The sequence below is a fragment of the Priestia sp. ST2 genome (assembly GCF_055810735.1).
In genome coordinates this window covers 296,971-315,968 of sequence record NZ_JBVVNT010000003.1, presented here as the reverse complement: position 1 = coordinate 315,968, position 18,998 = coordinate 296,971, and the positions used below count along the sequence as shown (strand labels likewise).

18 protein-coding genes and 2 riboswitches are annotated in these 18,998 nt (G+C 40.2%); of the genes, 14 read left to right on the top strand and 4 right to left on the bottom strand.

What is annotated here, in order from left to right; all coding sequences use genetic code 11:
* The first annotated feature begins 7 nt into the window (after nt 1-7).
* The 5 genes from AC0KUU_RS14095 (at nt 8) to AC0KUU_RS14075 (ending at nt 5,312) form a co-directional block, all read left to right on the top strand.
* Nucleotides 8-1,447 (top strand): LutB/LldF family L-lactate oxidation iron-sulfur protein, encoded by a 1,440-nt coding sequence (locus AC0KUU_RS14095; RefSeq protein WP_318331098.1) that lies wholly within the window; start codon nt 8-10, stop codon nt 1,445-1,447.
* Nucleotides 1,425-2,138: a LutC/YkgG family protein gene (locus tag AC0KUU_RS14090; protein WP_097824030.1), complete on the top strand. Its 714-nt coding sequence runs from the start codon at nt 1,425-1,427 to the stop codon at nt 2,136-2,138. The genes AC0KUU_RS14095 and AC0KUU_RS14090 overlap by 23 nt, the downstream gene beginning before the upstream one ends.
* Nucleotides 2,139-2,260: 122 nt before the next feature.
* Nucleotides 2,261-2,509: a hypothetical protein gene (locus AC0KUU_RS14085; RefSeq protein ID WP_377569183.1), complete on the top strand. Its 249-nt coding sequence runs from the start codon at nt 2,261-2,263 to the stop codon at nt 2,507-2,509.
* A 124-nt stretch (nt 2,510-2,633) separates the two neighbouring features.
* Entirely contained in the window at nt 2,634-4,790 is a 2,157-nt protein-coding gene (locus AC0KUU_RS14080; protein WP_322551863.1) for a PAS domain S-box protein, read from the top strand.
* 18 nt (nt 4,791-4,808) lie between these two features.
* Nucleotides 4,809-5,312, top strand: coding sequence for a methylated-DNA--[protein]-cysteine S-methyltransferase (locus AC0KUU_RS14075; RefSeq protein ID WP_116515939.1), 504 nt, complete (start codon nt 4,809-4,811; stop codon nt 5,310-5,312).
* Here AC0KUU_RS14075 and AC0KUU_RS14070 read toward each other — a convergent pair whose 3' ends face one another.
* From AC0KUU_RS14070 to AC0KUU_RS14055, 4 genes are all read right to left on the bottom strand, one after another.
* On the bottom strand, nt 5,313-5,477 hold the full coding sequence (locus AC0KUU_RS14070; RefSeq protein ID WP_013082215.1) for a hypothetical protein: 165 nt from the start codon (nt 5,475-5,477) through the stop codon (nt 5,313-5,315). It abuts the gene before it with no gap.
* Between the two features lie 134 nt (nt 5,478-5,611).
* Nucleotides 5,612-6,670 carry an S-methyl-5-thioribose-1-phosphate isomerase gene (gene mtnA / locus AC0KUU_RS14065; RefSeq protein WP_322551864.1) on the bottom strand — a complete coding sequence of 353 codons (1,059 nt, stop codon included), beginning with the start codon at nt 6,668-6,670 and terminating at the stop codon, nt 5,612-5,614.
* 35 nt (nt 6,671-6,705) lie between these two features.
* Nucleotides 6,706-7,878, bottom strand: a complete 1,173-nt coding sequence (gene mtnK, locus AC0KUU_RS14060; protein WP_116371925.1) for an S-methyl-5-thioribose kinase — start codon at nt 7,876-7,878, stop codon at nt 6,706-6,708.
* Between the two features lie 135 nt (nt 7,879-8,013).
* Nucleotides 8,014-8,164, bottom strand: a riboswitch (SAM riboswitch).
* Nucleotides 8,165-8,255: 91 nt separating this feature from the next.
* On the bottom strand, nt 8,256-9,038 hold the full coding sequence (locus AC0KUU_RS14055) for a carbon-nitrogen family hydrolase (protein WP_043979671.1): 783 nt from the start codon (nt 9,036-9,038) through the stop codon (nt 8,256-8,258).
* 112 nt (nt 9,039-9,150) lie between these two features.
* On the opposite strand from AC0KUU_RS14055, the gene AC0KUU_RS14050 reads away from it, so the two are divergent.
* The 9 genes from AC0KUU_RS14050 (at nt 9,151) to AC0KUU_RS14010 (ending at nt 18,892) form a co-directional block, all read left to right on the top strand.
* Nucleotides 9,151-10,323 carry a pyridoxal phosphate-dependent aminotransferase gene (locus AC0KUU_RS14050; RefSeq protein ID WP_237074791.1) on the top strand — a complete coding sequence of 391 codons (1,173 nt, stop codon included), beginning with the start codon at nt 9,151-9,153 and terminating at the stop codon, nt 10,321-10,323.
* A gap of 130 nt (nt 10,324-10,453) precedes the next feature.
* A riboswitch (SAM riboswitch) is annotated at nt 10,454-10,560 on the top strand.
* An 80-nt stretch (nt 10,561-10,640) separates the two neighbouring features.
* Complete coding sequence (gene mtnW / locus AC0KUU_RS14045; protein WP_162213836.1) at nt 10,641-11,885, top strand: 2,3-diketo-5-methylthiopentyl-1-phosphate enolase; 1,245 nt, start codon at nt 10,641-10,643, stop codon at nt 11,883-11,885.
* Complete coding sequence (locus AC0KUU_RS14040; protein WP_028407890.1) at nt 11,882-12,547, top strand: 2-hydroxy-3-keto-5-methylthiopentenyl-1-phosphate phosphatase; 666 nt, start codon at nt 11,882-11,884, stop codon at nt 12,545-12,547. Before mtnW ends, AC0KUU_RS14040 begins: the two co-directional genes overlap by 4 nt.
* Nucleotides 12,544-13,182 carry a methylthioribulose 1-phosphate dehydratase gene (locus AC0KUU_RS14035; RefSeq protein ID WP_322551865.1) on the top strand — a complete coding sequence of 213 codons (639 nt, stop codon included), beginning with the start codon at nt 12,544-12,546 and terminating at the stop codon, nt 13,180-13,182. Before AC0KUU_RS14040 ends, AC0KUU_RS14035 begins: the two co-directional genes overlap by 4 nt.
* A 15-nt stretch (nt 13,183-13,197) precedes the next feature.
* Nucleotides 13,198-13,713 (top strand): 1,2-dihydroxy-3-keto-5-methylthiopentene dioxygenase, encoded by a 516-nt coding sequence (locus tag AC0KUU_RS14030; protein ID WP_013082223.1) that lies wholly within the window; start codon nt 13,198-13,200, stop codon nt 13,711-13,713.
* A gap of 122 nt (nt 13,714-13,835) precedes the next feature.
* Nucleotides 13,836-14,912 (top strand): sugar ABC transporter substrate-binding protein, encoded by a 1,077-nt coding sequence (locus AC0KUU_RS14025; protein WP_322551866.1) that lies wholly within the window; start codon nt 13,836-13,838, stop codon nt 14,910-14,912.
* A 16-nt stretch (nt 14,913-14,928) separates the two neighbouring features.
* Nucleotides 14,929-16,434 (top strand): sugar ABC transporter ATP-binding protein, encoded by a 1,506-nt coding sequence (locus AC0KUU_RS14020; RefSeq protein ID WP_322551867.1) that lies wholly within the window; start codon nt 14,929-14,931, stop codon nt 16,432-16,434.
* Nucleotides 16,431-17,465, top strand: a complete 1,035-nt coding sequence (locus tag AC0KUU_RS14015; RefSeq protein ID WP_028407894.1) for an ABC transporter permease — start codon at nt 16,431-16,433, stop codon at nt 17,463-17,465. Before AC0KUU_RS14020 ends, AC0KUU_RS14015 begins: the two co-directional genes overlap by 4 nt.
* Before the next feature lie 86 nt (nt 17,466-17,551).
* The gene (locus AC0KUU_RS14010) at nt 17,552-18,892 is read left to right on the top strand and encodes a CoA-disulfide reductase (protein WP_043979653.1); all 1,341 of its coding nucleotides are present in this window, start codon (nt 17,552-17,554) and stop codon (nt 18,890-18,892) included.
* Nucleotides 18,893-18,998: the final 106 nt, after the last annotated feature.

The window sequence follows — 18,998 nt, the reverse complement described above, 5'->3', positions numbered from 1 at the left end:
ATACCAAATGTCTATGAAAATAGGAAACGATCAGTTTAAAAAACGTGTTGATGATGGAGTCAATAATGCGTTTATGCGCTTTGCGGTTTCAGGTGCTCAAGAGCGCTTAAGAAGCCGTAGATTAGATGCGGCAGAAGAGTTAGGAAACTGGGAAGAATGGCGAGCGCTTGGGGAAGAAATTCGTCAGCATACGCTTGAAAATTTAGATTACTATTTAGAACAGCTCACTGATAATGTAGCTAAACGCGGAGGCCACGTTTTTTTCGCTCAAACAGCTGAAGAAGCGAATGAGTACATAAAAAATGTAGCGAGGCAAAAACAGGCAAAGAAAGTGGTTAAATCCAAGTCAATGGTTACAGAAGAAATTCATATGAACGCTGCATTAGAAGAACTGGGCTGCGAAGTTATTGAAACGGACTTAGGAGAATATATTCTGCAAGTAGATGATCACGATCCGCCTTCTCATATCGTAGCTCCTGCACTTCATAAAAATAAAGAACAAATTAGAGATGTATTTCAGGAAAAGCTTTCTTATAAAAAAACAGAAAAACCTGAAGAACTAGCCCTTCATGCCCGGGAAATGCTGAGAAAAGAATTTTTATCAGCGGATATTGGCATCACGGGATGTAATTTTGCGATTGCAGAATCTGGATCTATTTCACTTGTTACCAATGAAGGAAATGCAAGGCTAACGACCGCCCTCCCTAAAACGCAGATTACGGTGATGGGAATGGAACGAATTGTGCCAACATTTGAAGAATTTGAAGTGTTGGTAAGCCTTTTAACTAGAAGTGCAGTAGGTCAGCGGCTTACAAGTTACGTAACGGCACTTACGGGACCTAGACTTCCAGGGGAAGTAGACGGACCGGAAGAATTTCACCTAGTGATTGTAGATAACGGACGATCTGCGATTTTAGGAACTGAGTTTCAATCTGTTTTACAGTGTATTCGCTGTGCGGCATGTGTGAATGTATGTCCCGTGTATCGCCATATTGGAGGACATTCATATGGATCTATTTATTCAGGTCCGATTGGAGCTGTATTATCTCCTTTGCTTGGAGGCTATGAAGATTACAAAGAGCTTCCATATGCCTCAACGCTATGCGCAGCCTGTACAGATGCCTGTCCGGTCAAAATTCCGCTGCATGAGCTATTGCACAAGCACCGTCAGCGAATTGTCGAAAAAGAAGGAAAAGCACCTATTTCGGAAAAGCTGGCGATGAAAGCATTTGGCTTGGGAGCAGCTTCTTCTTCTCTATATACAGTGGGCGCTAAAGTAGCACCGGCAGCTCTTACTCCTTTTATGTCAGGAAGCAGTATTTCCAAGGGGCCTGGTCCATTAAAAGCGTGGACGGAAAGCAGAGAGTTTCCAGCGCCTACAAAAGAGCGCTTACGAGATTGGTTTGATAAAAGGAGTGATAATGATGAACGGAAGCATTCAAAATAGAGACAGTTTTTTAGACAATATTGCTGCTAATCTTAAGAGAAGCAGACGAACAAACGGCGTAGTAAGGCCACAATGGAAGCACGCTCCTCAGCATGAGGTCTACCGCAGCTATTCGCCGGATCAATTAAAGAAAGAGCTTGAAAACCATTGCGAACGTATTCATACTCGCTATGTAGAAACATCATCACAACACTTGCCAGCTGTCCTTGAGGAAGCCGTAGCGAACTATGGAAATGGTCTTGTGAGCACGTGGGATGATCCTAGGTTTTCCGAATATGGATTGAATCTGCTGATGGAGAAATGGGAAACAAGCAGTAGCCTTCATGTATGGAATTCTGCAAAAGGCGACGAGAATATTAAACTAGCTGAACAAGCAAATGTTGGCATTACCTTCAGTGATTTGACGCTAGCGGAATCCGGCACAGTTGTTTTGTTCAGCAGCGCTGAAAAAGGACGATCGGTCAGTTTGCTGCCCGCCACTTATATTGCAATCATTCCTCAAAGCTCAATTGTTCCTCGCATGACACAAGCCGCTGAAATGATTCATGAAAAAGTAGAGCGAGGAGAAACGATTGCTTCTTGCATTAACTTTATTACGGGACCGAGCAATTCAGCCGATATTGAAATGAATTTAGTCGTTGGCGTGCATGGACCTATTCAAGCCACTTATATTGTAGTGAATGATCGATGAGACTGGGACAAACGTATTTTAGCCGAAGTGAAAAACGAACCGTGAATCAACATGTTTGATTCACGGTTCGTTTTCTTTGTTATGTTGAGCATAGGTTTTAGCTGTTTCATTCCTTCTAGCAGTTGATTGGAGGGCAAGGCGAAGACTCCGGCGGGAAAAGCGGAACAGATGAGACCCCGCAGGAGCAGAAGCGACGAGGAGGCTCACCGTCCGCCCGCGGAAAGCGAAGTCTTGCACGGAAATCAACTGCGGTGTCACAAGCGGTTCAGCTAGCTCATGCATCTCATTTGTTCGTCTTTAGATTGGATTCATTTTGTTATGTCTCAGCCTCTTTTATTCATGCTCCATTTCTAAATAGCGGGATAATGTGAAGAAATGTCGCATTTTGAATAAACGTGGCTAATTTTAAAAAGGTAAAAAGCAAATCTTGTAGAATACTAAGTCTATAGATAAAAGGTGGGGAAATGGGAAGTGCAAAAGAAAGGAGCAATGAGCATGTCACCACACAGAGAATTAACATCTGAAGCTGAGCAAAAGCAGCAAGGTGAATTACAGCAGCTACGAGCTATTTTTAATGACGTATTAGATGCCATTGTCGTATTTGATGAGTATTTTCAAGTTATAAATGCAAATGAATCAGCCTGCGGGCTGTTTGAAAAAACAAAGGATGAGCTATTAACGTATCAAATGAAAGATTTTCTGATGTATTTTCCGTATGACATGATTGAAGCGTATTATCCAGCACTCTTAGAAGAAAGCTATTTCAAATATGAAGGCGCGATGACGCTTCGAAGCGGCATGATGAAACATGTTGAATTTACTTCACACAAACATAGTCACATGTCGGGCATTATTGTGTGTACATTTCGGGATATTACGCAGCACAAAATGATGGAAAATGAACGGTTTATTAGTCATCATATGTTTATGGATGTATTTAATGAAGCGGTAGACGGAATTGTCATTTTTGATCGAACGGGTCAGCTTATCGACGCGAACCCTTCATTTTGCGAACGATTAAATTATACAAGAGCACAGCTTCTAACCAAAACATTAGAAGAGCTTGTAGAACCTACTTATCATTATAAGGTGAAAAAATTATGGAGAACTCTGCATCAAGAAGGAAAGACAAGCGGTGAGCTACCGATCAGGCTCGAAAATGGAGACGTTACTTTTTTTGAATTTACCACAACGGCTAATATATACAGTCAATACTATATGTCCATTATGAGAGACGTGACGGAAAAACGGCTGATGGAGCAGCAACTGTTGAGAAGCGAAAAAAATTTCAGGGCTATTTTTGAAAATGCGATTGAAGCGATCTTGATTTGGAGAGATGATGGTGAAATCTTGAACGCTAATCTTGCTTCTTCGCGTACATTTGAGCTGCCGTTAAACAAATTAATTGGAAGCAATTTGTATACGTTTATCGATACAAAAAGCTTTAGTGCGTTAAAGGTGCTCCAAACGTTTCAAACAAAAGGAGAAATTCGTAATCAGCTTCCTTTTTACATGCCAAATGGAGAAATCAAACAGTTGGAATTCACAGGGAAAAAAGGCATTATAGAAGGAGACCATTTAACGATTTTTCGAAACATCAGTGAACGTACAAAAATCGAACAGGAGCTTCGGAATAACGAAGAGAAATTCAGACAGATTTTTAATGGTTCGATCGATGGGTTAGTTTTATGGGACGGCAAGCGAAATATTATTGATGTAAATTCTTCTCTTTGTGATATTCTAGAACTCAGCAAAGAGGAGATTTGTGCGCACTCCATGGAGGATTTTATTTCTTCAGCGAATTTAGATGCGGTCATTGAGCATAAAGAAACGATTGAGCAAAAAGGGGAAGCAGAAGGAGAGATTACGTACGTTACGGGGAACGAAAAAGTTAAAAATATCGAATTTTCCACGAAAAAAGATATCTTGCCAGGTCTATATATGACGCTTTTAAGAGACGTAACGGAACGAAATCAAATGCAAGAGCAGATTCGAAAATCGGATACGCTTCAAGTAGTCGGCCAGTTAGCAGCTGGGATTGCGCATGAAATCCGCAACCCGATGACAGCTTTAAAAGGGTTTGTGCAGCTGTTAGAAAGCAGCATTCAAGAAGATCACTCTCTTTATTTTGATATTATTAAATCCGAATTAAAAAGAATTGAAACCATTATTACAGAGTTTCTCGTACTCGCTAAGCCACAGGCCGTAAAGTTTGAAAAGAAAAATCTAGCTGGGGTTGTTAAAGAAACGATTGATTTATTAAATGCTCAAGCGCTTTTAGAAAATATTCAGTTTGAACTAAGTGTGTCTCCTCAGCTGCCAATGGTATACTGCGAGCCGAACCAAATTAAGCAAGTACTAATAAATGTCATTAAAAATGCAATTGAAGTCACGTCAAACGGAGGAAGAATTATTGTTGAAGTTTCCTCTACAGAGCCGCACTACGTGACGGTCTCCATTCGAGATCAAGGGGACGGAATGCCCGAAGAGCGCATCAAGCGCTTAGGAGAACCATTTTATACGACAAAAGAAAAAGGAACGGGACTCGGTTTGATGGTCTCATATAAAATTATCGAAGAACATAAAGGGCGAATTGAAGTGGAAAGCAAAATAGGAGAAGGCACAGCTTTTCATGTTATTCTTCCAGCTTAATTAGAAAGGATAAAAAATATGTACTACGGAGAAATGAATTTATTTTCTGATTTGAAAATTTATATTGTAGCCTCGGAAAAAGGGGTTCAACATATTTGGTTTGATAGCGATGATCATAACGAGCAGCTTAAAAAACTTGTCCATGACGAAAATTATCATCATGTGAAAGAAGCAAAGCGACAGCTGCAGGATTATGCTGAAGGGCGCACGTTAACATTTGATTTGCCTTTGGATATAAAAGGAACAGACTTCCAAAAAGAAGTATGGTTAACGCTTAAAGGTATACCTTATGGACAAACGTGGTCTTATAGTGATGTAGCGGAGTCTGTTAATCGCTCTAAAGCCGTAAGGGCTGTGGGACAAGCGAATCGTCGAAATCCACTGCCTATTATTTTACCTTGTCACCGTGTGATTGGAAAAAATGGAGCTTTAACAGGTTATGCAGGTTCCCAAACTCATATAAAAGAGAAACTATTAATGCTTGAAAGAAATGTAGCAAAAGGCGCTCTGGAGTTAAAATAACTATTCACCGTCCAATTTCCAGCCTTCTCCCTGCACAAAAACACCGTCAATTTGCTGAGGAGAAGGAAGGGAATTTAGTTCTTCATCTTTGGATAAATCGAATAGCTGATAGTGCTGCTTACGATTCAGCGCTTTGTTTTTATCCGTTTTTTGCTCTGAACTCATATTTACTCCCCCTTATTCAAAAAGAATCCCCTATAATATATGTAGAAAAAGAAGAGAGTACTGTTACAATTGTGTTACAAATGCAGGTGAAAACCAGTGATCAACAAAAAAAAGCCGCATAGCAGCGGCTTTTTTTATTGAGCAGATTGCAGCAAAACTTTTTGAATGGATTCCAAAGACGGGGAATGGATAATTCCATGCTCTGTAATAATGGCCGTAATCAGTTCGCTTGGCGTCACATCAAAAGCTGGATTGTACACAGAGATTCCGTCTGGAGCAATTTGTGTATCTCCAATGTGCGTTACTTCTTTAGGTGAACGTTCTTCAATAGGGACGCTGCTGCCGTCTTGAATAGATAAATCAAATGTGGACTGCGGCGCTGCTACGTAAAATGGAATACCGAATGCTTTCGCTAAAAGAGCAAGTCCATATGTTCCAATTTTGTTAGCCGTATCGCCATTTGCTGCAATGCGGTCAGCACCTACAATAATCCCATTAATTCCTTTTGTTTTAATGGTATGAGCGGCCATATTATCCGTAATCAGCGTCACGTCCACTCCCGACTGCTGAAGTTCCCAGGCTGTTAAGCGAGAACCTTGAAGAACGGGTCTTGTTTCACAGGCAAATACTTCAAGCGGAATATCGCGCTGCTTAGACAAGTGAAAAGGTGCTAAGGCTGTTCCGTAATAAGCTGTAGCAATTGAACCAGCATTACATATTGTCATGATTTTATCTTTCTTTTTAAATAAAGAAAGAGCATGATCTCCAATTCGGTAGCACGTTTCTTCATCTTCTACTTGAATTTGAATAGCTTCATGAACAACTTTTGTTTTAGCTTCATTAACGGACGAAGCGGATTCAGCGCTTTTCGCTACGCGCTCCAATGCCCAAAATAAATTGACGGCAGTAGGGCGTGAACTAGCTAAATACTGTTGATCAAGAGCTAGTTTTTTGTTAAATTCCTTGACTGAATCTGTGTCATAGCTAAGCGCAGAAAGAGCAAGACCAAAAGCCGCCGTAATGCCAATTGCAGGAGCTCCGCGTACTTTCAAGGTAGTGATAGCATCCCATACGTCTTTAATGGTTTGCAGCTTAATATATTCAACTTTGCCAGGAAGCTGCTGCTGATCTAATAAAGTAATATATGATTCATTCCATTCCACTGAGCGCGGAAGTGATAGTGTATTTGTCATGCTGATACCGATCCTTTCATTGTGTACATTATTCGTTATCGAAGTAAATGTTCAAATTCATTTGGTGAAACATCTTGTTGGTGCAGAAGCAAATAGCGTCCAATTTTTAACGCAGTACGTTTAGCGTTAATTTTTCTTTCCTCTGAAGAAATTTCGTCTAAGTCCGCCACGTGAGCTAAGCCAATCGTACGTCGAATGATTTCACATCCTGCATATCCAACAGCATCTTGCCACGTTTGCGTTAAAATTTCATGTAATAAGCGCTCATCTTTAGCGAAAGGTTCAGTGTTTTCAGAATGCCAAAGCGCCGTAAAGGTATCTTTGAATACGTTCCATGTGTTCGTAATGTGTGCAAATAACGGTTCGCGATTTGTTTCTCGAGAAAGAGCATTTAAAAATAAATTCGCAACAAATTGCCCTAAATCGAATCCAAACGGACCGTAAAAAGCAAACTCTGGATCAATCACTTTCGTTTCTTGACTGCTAGCAAAGATGCTGCCTGTATGTAAATCACCGTGGATTAGCGTTTGCGCATTTGTTAAAAATTTATATTTTAATTTTGCTGCTTGTAGCTTTACATCACCATCATTCCACAATTCTTCTACATCAGGACGCAGCGCTTTTTCAAATTCATTTGTATCAATATCAAAAAAAGGATCTGTAAAAACTAAATCTTCCGTAATATTGCATAAGTCGGGGTTGCTGTACTTAACAACTTCTTCTTTTTTATCCTGAGGTTTTAAGGCGAAATCAGACGTTTTGAACGCAATATGTCCTAAAAAAGAACCGATATGCTGTGAGAGCAGAGGATAACTTTCACCTTGAATAAGTCCGGCGCGAGAAATCGTTAAATGAGACAGGTCTTCCATGACCGTAACAGCAAGCGTTTCATCGTGGTAATAAACAGCGGGCACAAGTTCTGGCGTAAATGCACCGAATTGCTTGAGCGCATTGCTTTCAATTGTGGCACGGTTCAAGGATAGAGGCCAGCTTTCGCCTACAACTTTTGCATAGGGAAGCGCTTGTTTGACGATAATGGATTTATTTGTTTGATCATTTATGATGTGAAAGACGAGATTTAAGTTGCCGTCACCAATTTCACGGGCAGTCAGTGCTTCTGTGGCATCAAAAAGACCTAGCTTTTTCACAAGTTTGATTGCTGAAATTTCTGTTAAAGGGTGATATTTCTCTGTTTTTGTTGTTGACATCGGAATCCCTCCATAGTTTATTAAACTGATTTGTTTACTAAGTTAATAGGTTTAAGAATATATGGAGGCTTTTATAATTTTAGAAAATATAAAAGCCTCTTTCGTTGGAAAGAGGCTTGATTGTAGTGTTCAAACCTCTTATCTGCCAGAAAAAATTACTTTCTGTTGGAATTAGCACCGTGCCTTTGTAAAACATGTTTTACGGGTGTGATCCATCTTAGGATGGAATGACGGTCGGTTGCTGGGCTTCACAGGGCCAAATCCCTCAGCCAACTCTTGATAAGAGTACGATTACTTATTCAATTTTGATTTGTTTGAATATTTTATGATATCTGGTGAAAATCGTATCATGCAAAAAAACGGCTGTCAATACATAATTAATAAAATTCTGTACGGCGATCTGTAAAGACGGGAATTTGTTTACGAATTTCTTTTACAAGTTCCAGGTTAACCTCAGCACTCAAAAGTTCTTCGCTATCGCCAGCTTCAGCGATTATTTCTCCCCACGGATCGATGACTAAGGAATGTCCGGCAAATGTGTTATTAGGATCTTGGCCTACACGATTACATGCGATTACATAGCATTGATTTTCGATTGCACGGCTAATGAGCAGGGCTTTCCAGTGGGCAAGTCTTGGAGCCGGCCACTGAGCGACAACAAACAAGACTTCTGCTCCGCTGCTAGTGTGAACCCGAATCCATTCTGGAAAACGAATATCGTAACAAATAACTCCTGCGCACAGTGACTGTTCAAGTGTAAAAAGATTTTTTGCTGTTCCTGCTTCTAAATACAGGTGTTCATCCATTAATTTAAATAAGTGCAGTTTACTGTATTGTGATACTTCACGACCTTTTCGGTCAAAAATATACATCGTATTCGTGACGCCTTGCTCTGTTTTTTTCGCGATCGAACCTGCCACAATATTTACTTCGTTCGTTTTAGCAAACTGAGAGATTAATTGCTTGGCTTGCTGTCCTTCATCATCTGCAATTTCGTCTAGCCGCGTCAAATCATAAGCTGTATCCCATAGCTCAGGAAGCACAAGGATATCAGGGTTTTCTTTCAGGGCTTCCGTCATTTTTTGTTCGATATATTTTCGGTTTTTAGTTGGGTTTCCAAACGCAATATCAAGCTGCAAACACGTAATTTTTACACTCACTTTATCATCCGTCCTTTTTTTAGTAGTTGAAAAAAATGACTTTACAAGTTGAGTATTACAATATATTATTTGTGACTAGAATTTCAAGAATTTTTTGAGAAGGTGTGCGATGATGAAACAATTTGAGCAATCGGAACTATTAAAAAGTTTACCAAAACAATTTTTTGCATCACTTGTGGGCAAGGTAGGAAAAGTAATGGCCCAAGGGCACGACGTTATTAACTTAGGGCAGGGAAATCCTGATCAGCCTACTCCTTCACATATTGTAGGAACACTGCAAAAAGCAAGTGCTAATCCTATGCATCATAAGTATTCTCCATTTCGGGGGCACCAGTTTTTAAAAGAGGCCGTTGCGACTTTTTATAAACGAGAATATGGCGTTGATGTAGATCCTGAAAAAGAAGTAGCTATTTTATTTGGCGGAAAGGGTGGACTTGTTGAAATCCCGCAGTGCTTGTTAAATCCTGGAGATACGGTGCTGGTTCCGGATCCTGGGTATCCTGATTACTGGTCTGGAGTAGAGCTTGCAAAAACCAAGATGGAAGTGATGCCTCTCACGGCTGAAAATCATTTTCTACCCGTATACGAAGAGATAAGTGAACGTGCTAAAGAACAGGCAAAGCTCATGTTTTTAAACTATCCGAATAATCCTACTGGTGCAGTGGCAACGGCAGAATTTTTTGAAGACACCGTGGCGTTTGCTGCCAAGCACGATATTTGTGTGGTACACGACTTTGCTTACGGAGCAATTGGGTTTGATGGTAAAAAGCCAATCAGTTTTTTACAGACTCCTGGTGCAAAAGAGACGGGAATTGAAATTTATACTCTTTCTAAAACGTATAACATGGCGGGATGGCGAGTTGGATTTGCTGTAGGAAATGAAAGTGTAGTAGAAGCTATTAATCTTCTTCAAGATCATATGTATGTCAGTCTCTTTGGGGCGGTTCAAGAGGCAGCAGCCGCAGCTCTGTTGGAATCTCAACAATGTGTGAATGATTTAGTTAAGCGCTATGAATCTAGACGCAATACCTTTATTCAAGGGCTTCGAGAAATTGGTTGGGATGTTACATCTCCAGCAGGCTCCTTTTTTGCATGGCTAAAAGTTCCTCAAGGATATACTTCCGAACAGTTTTCAGATTTACTCCTTGAAAAAGCCCACGTTGTAGTTGCTCCTGGTGTAGGCTTTGGAACATATGGTGAAGGCTATGTACGCGTAGGACTGCTGACGGATGAAGAACGAATGAGAGAAGCTGTATCTCGAATAAAAAAATTAAATTTATTTTAAAAACGCATTGACAATCCTTTTTGAGTTGGCTTAATATGTAAGAAGTTAACGAGATTAATAACCGATAAATCCTAGCGGTATTTTTTATTTAGTATATAATCTACGAATTCAATTTAAATAAATAGCAACTTTCTTATTAAGAGTAGGTGGAGGGACTAGCCCGATGAAGCCCGGCAACCGACTTAACGCATGTTAAGCACGGTGCTAATTCTTGCAGCAGCAGCTGAGAGATAAGAAGAGCAACGAAAGCCTCTTCTTAATCACAGAAGAGGCTTTTTTTATTAACGATATTAAACAGCAAGGGAGTTTTTAGCATAATGAGCGAAATCGTTGCAAGCTACTTACTACATGATAATAAAGGAAATTTTCATAAAAAAGCGGAAGGAATTGCTTTAGGACTAACCGTCGGCTCATGGACAGATCTGCCGCTTTTAGATCAGCAGCAGCTTCAAAAGCATAAAGGGCGCGTCGTGTCCGTAACTGAGCTTCAAGATTGCGAACGTGTAAACGGATATTTAGGCGGAGAAATTAAGCAGGCTATTGTCAAAATTGCTTATCCAACTGCCAACTTTTCAAGAGATTTACCGGCTATTTTAGTTACGGTTTTCGGAAAACTATCACTTGATGGAAAAGTGAAATTATTAGACTTGGATTTTCCTGATGAATTATTAGCTGAATTCCCAGGACCGCGCTTTGGAATAGAAGGTATCCGAGAGAAACTAGGCGTTTATGACCGTCCGCTTGTGATGAGTATTTTTAAAGGCGTGATTGGAAGAGGTATGACGTACTTAACAACTCAGCTGCGTGAGCAAGCGCTTGGCGGAGTGGATTTGGTTAAAGACGACGAGATTTTGTTTGATAGTGAACGAACACCTTTTGAAGCTCGCGTTACAGAAGGGAAAAAAGTACTGAATGAAGTATACGAAAAAACGGGACACCGCACGCTGTATGCTGTTAATTTAACGGGACGAACGTTTGAGTTAAAAGAAAAAGCGAGAAAAGCAGCTGAGCTAGGAGCCGATGCTCTTTTATTCAACGTATTTGCTTACGGGTTAGACGTACTGCAGGCACTTCGAGAAGACGATGAAATTAACTTGCCGATTATGGCACACCCAGCTGTTAGCGGAGCGCTTACGCCATCAGAGTTTTACGGTTTTTCAAATTCATTGCTGCTTGGAAAGCTATTGCGTTTAGCCGGAGCAGATTTCTCACTGTTTCCATCACCATACGGAAGCGTAGCGCTTTCTCTTGAAGATACGACAGGCATTGCCTACGAATTAACGCGTCCTGTATACAAATATAAGCAGTCTTTCCCGGTTCCTTCAGCAGGAATTCATCCTGGAATGGTACCGCAGCTTGTGAAGGACTTTGGAATCGACAGCATTATTAATGCAGGAGGCGGAGTTCACGGTCATCCAGACGGAGCTATCGGAGGAGGAAAAGCCTTCCGTGCGGCGATAGATGCAGTACTCTCTCATCAAACACTAACCGAAAAAGCTGAAGAATCAAAAGAGTTGCAAAAAGCTTTGCAACTATGGGGAACAGTAGAGGTGAAAGCATGACATCGTTAAAAATCTTTTGTGACTTTGATGGAACAATTACAAATAGCGATAACATTATTGCTATTATGAAACAATTTGCTCCTCCGGAGTGGGAAAGTATTAAAGACGACGTGTTGGCACAGCGCGTCTCCATTCAAGAAGGAGTAGGGCAAATGTTTGCCTTGCTCCCCGTGGAATTAAAAGAAGATATTATTTCTTATATTTTAGAGACGTCTGCTATTCGAGATGGATTTGATGATTTTATTGCCTATACAAAAGAGCACCATATTCCGCTTTATATTGTAAGCGGAGGAATTGACTTTTTTGTAAAACCACTTTTGGGAAATCGAGTTGCAGAGGAAATGCTCTACTGCAACGGATCTGATTTTTCCGGTGAGCATATTTCCATTACGTGGCCTCATACATGTGATAAACAGTGTACAAATGACTGCGGCTGCTGTAAGCCAACGATTATTCGCCATCTTGCAGATGAAAGAGATCATACGGTTGTTATTGGCGATTCCATTACGGATTTGCAGGCTGCCAAATTAGCTGATACGGTCATTGCACGTGACTTTTTAATTGAAAAATGTGAAGAGCTATCTCTACCGTATCGTCCTTTTTCTACTTTTTATGATGTCATTCATCATTTACAAGAATTAACAGAAGAGGTGAAAGCATGAGTATCATGGCTCAGCAGCGATTACACGAGCTTGCGGATATAAAAGATGAGCTGGCAGAGCGCGATTGGTTCTTTGGTACAAGCGGAAACTTAGCAATTAAAGTGGACCAAAACCCGACAACTTTCTTTGTATCAGCAAGTGGAAAAGATAAACGAAAACGTACAAATGAAGATTTTTTATTAGTTGATCAATACGGAAAGCCTGCAGAAGACACGCATTTAAAGCCTTCTGCTGAAACGCTTCTGCACGTTAAGATTTACAATTTAACGAATGCTGGGTGCAGCCTTCATGTACATACAATCGACAACAACGTGATCTCTGAACTGTACGGAGATGAAGGCATTATTTCATTCAAAGGTCAAGAAATTATTAAGGCGCTAGGTATTTGGGAAGAAGATGCGGAAATTACTGTTCCGATTATTCCGAATTACGCAGATATTCCGACACTAGCAGAAGAGTTTTCTCATCATATAAAAGGCGATCAAGGCGCGATTTTGATTCGTAACCACGGGATTACGGTGTGGGGGAAAAATGCATTTGAAACAAAAAAAGCGCTAGAAGCCTATGAATTTCTATTTAGCTACCACGTCAAATTACTGTCACTTAAAGGCATTAAGCCAAAGGTGCATTTATAAAAGGAGGAAACAACAATGGCGCACATTCGCTTACATGTAAACAATAAAAGAATTGAAACTCAAGAGGAAGTATCAGCTTTTCTGGCAAACAATGAAGTTATTTATGAAAACTGGGACATTACAAAACTTCCAGAAAATCTTCGTGAAAAATATGATTTAACTGATGAAGAAAAAACAGAAATTTTAAACGCTTTTGGTGAGGATATTAAAGATATTTCTGAACGCCGCGGCTATAAAGCTCAAGATGTTATCTCGTTATCGGAATCTACACCAAATATTGATGAATTGTTAAAAAACTTTCAGCGCAAGCATATTCACACAGATGACGAAGTTCGCTTTATTGTAAGCGGTCATGGAATCTTTGTTATCCAAGGAAAAGACGGCGAATTTTTTGATGTTGAATTAGAGCCGGGCGATTTAATTTCAGTACCAGAAAATATTCTTCATTACTTTACACTAATGGAAGATCGTAAAGTAGTCGCTGTCCGAATTTTCGTGACAACTGAAGGATGGGTACCTATTTACGCATAACAATTACTTGTAAAGCATAGGTCATCATCACCCCGCTTTTACATCTAAAAGCGGGGTATTCTTTGGATTATTATAAAACTAACTATTTTTATATGAATAATAAGTTTAATGGGAGGAACACCATGAAAAAGAGTAAAAAAATGCTGTGGCCACTTACTTTGCTCGTGCTTCTAGTCTTTGCACTGGCTGCCTGCACGAAAGAACAGCCAAGTCTAAACGAGAAAGCACAGGCAGCTCCAGCGCAGCAAGCGGCTTCTGCTAAGCCTGTACAGCAAGAAGGAAAAAAGGTTACGAAAGATACAAAAATTGCGCTTATTTCTGAATTTACGTCAGGCACTCACGCTGCTCAGTACATAACAGGTGTGACAAAAGCGGCTAAAAAAGCAGGGGTACAGCTATCCGTTTCTGATTCAAACAATGATCAATCCAAAATGGCTGCTTATTTAGACACGGCTATTAACCAAAATGTTGACGGTATTATGATTGACCACGGCCGGGCTGAAACCCTTGAACCTGGCGTGAAGCGCGCGATTGCAAAAGGAATTCCCGTTATTGCAACAGACGTAGAATTAAAAGTAGAAGGCGTTACAACAATTGACCAAGACGATTATATGCTTGCGCTGCAGTGTCTGAAACAAATGATGCAGGACATTAATGGAAAAGGAAACATTGTATATGCATTTGTTGGAGGGTTTGCGCCGATGGAAAAGCGCGACAGCATTTATAAAATTATGATGAATCGCTATCCAGATGTAAAACAAATTGCTACGTTTGGAAGCGCAACGGACAACACCTCATTAGACACACAAAATAAAATGGCAGCTGTGTTGAAGCAGTATCCAAATAAAGGAGACATCGCGGCCGTTTGGGCACCTTGGGACGAATTTGCAAAAGGAGTAACAAGAGCGATTAAAGAAGCAGGACGAGACGAGATTAAAGTGTACGGAGTAGACTTATCTGATGAAGATCTACAAATGATGCAGGCAAAAAACAGTCCGTGGAAAGCGTCAGCTGCCGTAAATCCAGCTTCAGTAGGAGAAAAGCAAGTTGATCTGCTTCTTAAAAAGATTTCCGGTCAAGAGATCCCTCGTTATTATTCCTTTGATCCGGTTTTAGTCAAACAAACAGACTTGCCTAATCAAACGATTAATATGGATCAGCTTAGTCAGTATGTAGAAGAATGGGGTAAAAAAGAATAGAAGTGGAGGGACAGATATGACGAACGAGCTTTCAATGAAGAACATAACAAAAAACTTTGGTTCTTTTCAAGCGCTGAACAAAGTTGATTTTACTGTTCGAAAAGGGGAAATCCATGCTTTATTGGGAGCCAATGGTGCCGGTAAAAGTACGCTGATGAAAATATTGTGCGGAGCTTACGACGAGTACGAAGGGAAAATCTGCAAAGACGGAGAAGAAATCTCCATTTCTTCTCCTAAAGAAGCTAAGCGCCAGGGCATCGGCATTGTGCATCAAGAAGTAGATGTAGCGCTGATTCCTTCGCTGTCAGTGGCTGAAAACATTGTGTTAGACGTGCAGACTTCTAATAAAAGTAAGACATTTGTAAACTGGAAATCTATTTATAAGAAAGCGGAAGAAGCTCTTTCTTTACTTGGCTCTTCTCTATCCGTTAAAAAAAATGTCGTTGACCTAACTCTATCAGAAAAACAGCAGGTGCTTATTGCACGTGCAATTGTACAGAATGTTGATTATTTAATTTTGGATGAACCAACCGCACCTCTTAGTGTGGAAGAGACGAAACAATTGTTTTCTGTGATGAGAGAGTTAAAGAAAAGCGGAGTAGGCATTATTTACATTTCACATCGCCTTCAAGAAGTGGTTGATATTTGCGACCGCTTAACGGTTTTAAAGGACGGACGCTATGTAGCTACAAAAGAAACTGCACATACATCAATTGAAGACGTGATTACGCTCATGTTAGGAACGTCTTCTGTAAAGCAGTGGATCAAAAAATCAGTAGAATTTGGAAACGAACTTTTACATGTAGAAGCATTATCTCTTCCAGGGCGCCTTTCTAATATCTCTTTTCATGTGAAAGAAGGAGAAGTAGTCGGTATTGCAGGGCTTGTCGGAGCGGGAAAAACGGAGCTTTGCCGAAGTCTATTTGGTTTAGAGCAATATGTGAGCGGCAGAGTGCGGTTAAAAGACAAGAAACTAAAGTTGAATAAACAGCCTTATTATTATATTGCACAAGGTCTTTCTCTTGTTCCTGAAGAACGAAGAAAAGAAGGGATTTTTGTTCATGAATCGATTGCCGATAACTTAGTTTTGCCAAGTCTGTCCCGCTTTACAAAGTATTCGTTTTTAAAGCGAGGAAAGATCAAAGAAAAAGCGCAGAAAACGACTGGGCAAGTTGGCATAAAGTCTCATTCTATCGAGCAGTCAGTTGGAACGTTAAGCGGTGGAAATCAGCAGAAAGTAGCAATCGGAAAATGGCTTGTTACGGACTCTGACGTGCTGTTGTTTGATGAACCAACTAAAGGGGTCGATGTGGGCTCCAAACGAGAAATATTCGACTTAATTACAAATCTTGTGTCACAGCAAAAAGGCGTTGTTTATGCAACCTGTGAATTCGAGGAACTGCTAGGGGTAGCGGATCGAATTTATGTTATGTACAACGGGAAAATCGTGAAAGAATTATCCAAAGAAGAAGCAACTAGTGAAAAATTATTTTATTATACAGCAGGAGGAGTAAAAGGATGAGTGCGGAGTATGTAACAGAACCTGTAGCGAAACCAAAGAGAAAAATAAGCGTTTTCGACTTTTTTTATAAATATGGGACAGTCTTAATGATTTTTGTTATTATGATTATCTTCTCCATTGCCACACCTAACTTTTTAACAGGAGAAAACATTAGTGATATCCTGCGCTCTATTTCCATTGTTACCTTAATAGCGCTTGGTGTAACGATATCGTTAACCGTCAACGGACTCGATTTATCTGTAGGGTCTACGGCTGGGTTAGCCACTATTTTATCAGCCTCTATGCTTGTTTTACACAGACAAGAAATTGCAGTTGCTATCATTGTTCCGATTATTGCATCGCTTCTTATCGGGTTAATAAATGCTTTTTTAGTAGTGAAAGTAAAGATTCCTGATATTTTAGCCACTCTTTCCATGATGTTCATCGTACAGGGGATTTTATTAACGTATACAAAAGGCTCAGCTATTTATACCAATATGCCTTTGCCAAGCGGAGACAGAGCTCCGGGAATTTTTATTCCATCTTTCCTTGCGCTGGGGCAAGGTCACTTACTAGGTATTCCTGTTCCTGTTATCATTATGCTGCTGACTGTGCTGCTTGTTCATATCGTTTTTTCCTATACGAAGTTTGGGCGTTTTTTCTACGTAACAGGAGGGAACATAGAAGCAGCAAGACTTTCGGGCGTACCGGTTAATCGTTACCGTATGTATGCCTATATGTTTTCAGGTTTGCTTGCTGGAATTGGAGGAGTCGTTTTAGCTGCCCGTATTGGAGTAGGAGAAGTAAACGCGGGTTCACCATTTTTAATGGATGCCGTAGCTGCTACATACATTGGCTTTTCCGTATTTGGAGCAGGGAAACCGAATGTATTCGGGACACTGATTGGCTCTATTTTAATTGGTGTGCTGTTAAATGGGTTAACGATGCTAAATGTTCCGTATTATATGCAAGACATTATTAAAGGAGCTGTATTAGCAGGAGCCTTGGCTTTAACATATTACCGCTCGAAACAAACATCTACGGCTGTGTAAACAGCCGTTTTTTTTCGTTTGAAATCGGGAAGAATAAGGAAAAACAATAGTATAGCTTATTATTTATGTAGAAAGAGGGAGTATAGATGAAACGTGTCGTCATTATAGGAGGAGTAGCCGCCGGAATGAGCGCAGCTTCACAGCTTCGCCGGATGAAAGAAAAAGAAGAAGTGGAAATCCTTGTGTTTGAAAAAGGTGGAGATATCTCTTACAGCGCATGTGGCATGCCTTACTATCTGTCAGGAGTTGTAAAAGAAAAAGACGATTTGATTGCTCGGACGAAACAAGAATTTGAAGAGCGGAACATCTCCGTCCATCTTTTCCACGAAGTTAAAGAAGTAAATCATACAAAAAAATACATAGTAGTGCAAAATGTAAAGACGTCAACGGAAAAAGAGATAACATATGATGAACTCATCATTGCAACTGGAACAAGGGCTGTTAAACCCAATTTTATGAGTGATCACATGCCGAATGTATGCACATTAAAGTCATTAGAAGACAGCGAAAGAATCTATACATATCTACAGGCTCACTCCGTAGAGAAAGTCACCATTATCGGCGGAGGATATGTCGGAATGGAAGTAGCTGAAGCAATGAAGGCTTTGGGAAAAGAAGTACGGGTTATTGAACAGGGAAAGCAGATTCTATCTATTTTAGATCAAGAAATGGCAGAGCATTTACAAAAGCAGCTAGATGACGATATTTTATTTCATTTCGAAGAAGAAGTGGAAGCATTGCTGCATTCAGATGGTTCCGTCACTCACGTTCAAACAAACCGTCAAACGTATCAAACAGATTTAGTGATTGTAAATGTAGGAGTTCGTCCGAATACGCAATTCTTAGAAAGAAACGGACTAAGGATGCTTGAAAATGGAGCTATTTTAGTAAACGAGAAGTTGGAAACCAACGTGCCACATATCTACGCAGCAGGAGATTGTGCAACGAGCTATCACCGCGTATTAAAAAAAGATGTTCATATTGCTCTTGGAACCATTGCCAATAAGCAGGGAAGGGTTCTTGGTTACCGATTAGGGGGAGAAAGTCGAGAATTTCCGGGTGTTATAGGTACAAGTATTGTCAAAGTGATGGACTATGAAATCGGAAAAACCGGCATTTCAGAAAGAGAAGCAAGGGAAAATTCTCTTTTATACAAAGCCGTCACAGCCGAAGCTCCGAGTCATGCTTCTTACTATCCAGGAGCTGAAAAGATTGTGATAAAACTTGTTTATCATCCTGAAACAAAAGAGATTTTGGGGGTTCAAATGATTGGGAAAGAAGGAGTAGCAAAACGAATCGATGTATTTGCGACAGCTATTACTTGCCGCCTCACAACAGATGAAATAACCATGCTAGATCTTTCGTATGCTCCTCCTTTTGCTACGGTATGGGATGCTGTACAAATTGCTGCTCAGAAAGCTGAATAGAAAAAGATACGGTGACAAAAGTATGAAGATCCGAACGAAGTAATTCTTGATTAAGAATCAACTTCATTCGGATTTTTTTATGCTGATGGTGAACGCAGGTTTTATA